Origin of the sequence: Thiolapillus sp. (assembly GCF_048562965.1) — a bacterium.
GTDB classification, from domain to species: domain Bacteria; phylum Pseudomonadota; class Gammaproteobacteria; order Chromatiales; family Chromatiaceae; genus Thiolapillus; species Thiolapillus brandeum_A.
On the sequence record NZ_JBHNMF010001442.1, the window covers coordinates 1 to 625 of the forward strand.

Sequence of the window (625 nt, forward strand, 5' to 3'; positions counted from 1 at the left end):
AGCCGTTCGGACTCGGTCAGCTCTTTATAGGGACCCGCGACAGAAAGAAACAGATACTTTTCATGCTTTAAACGCTCTGCTGTGGCACGGTAAGTAACCCAAAGAGTTGAATACTGGTTCATTTGCTGCCCCCCCTCCAAGACAGCAATGAGGGCACCAGCAACCGAGGTAGTCCACTTAGCATATACCGGATCGAGATGACTCAGTATCGGAATCAGTACTGCCAGGCTAATTTGAGTAAATTTCAGGCGCTTATACCACTTCTGACAATGCGTACTCTTGTTGTCATACCACTGGAGTTGATCTTCCAGGCGATGCCATGCAGGGGTCGCCGCCACTGATTCTGGTGCGCTTTCTCCTTCTTGGGTCTCCAGCTGGCTCTCCTGACGATTCATCATAATTCTGCCCTATGGCTGGCTGTTTAATCAAGCGTGTCTTCGACCTCGTGATAGAGTTTGGGACATCCCAGTCCCCAAAATCGACTCGGCCTTTGACAACCTATTGGTGCCCCAGCCGTCCTGGTCACCAAGCACTACGCAACAACTTCGCAAGCTCGTTGCTGCTCCGTACTTGCCTCCCAATGACTGGACGCCACGTTTGGATGCCTACTTTTCTTCCCCTCTGG

Annotated in this window: 2 protein-coding genes; one reads left to right on the forward strand and one right to left on the reverse strand. The window is 51.5% G+C overall.

Going from position 1 to position 625, the window contains the following annotated elements; genetic code table 11:
- A partial coding sequence (locus tag ACOCD2_RS24820) for a DUF4231 domain-containing protein (RefSeq protein ID WP_293653917.1) occupies positions 1–398 on the reverse strand: 398 nt, incomplete at its 3' end.
- Positions 399–445: 47 nt separating this feature from the next.
- Here ACOCD2_RS24820 and ACOCD2_RS24825 point away from each other — a divergent pair.
- Positions 446–625, forward strand: a 180-nt coding sequence (locus tag ACOCD2_RS24825; protein WP_419584904.1) for a hypothetical protein, incomplete at its 3' end; no start/stop codon positions are given.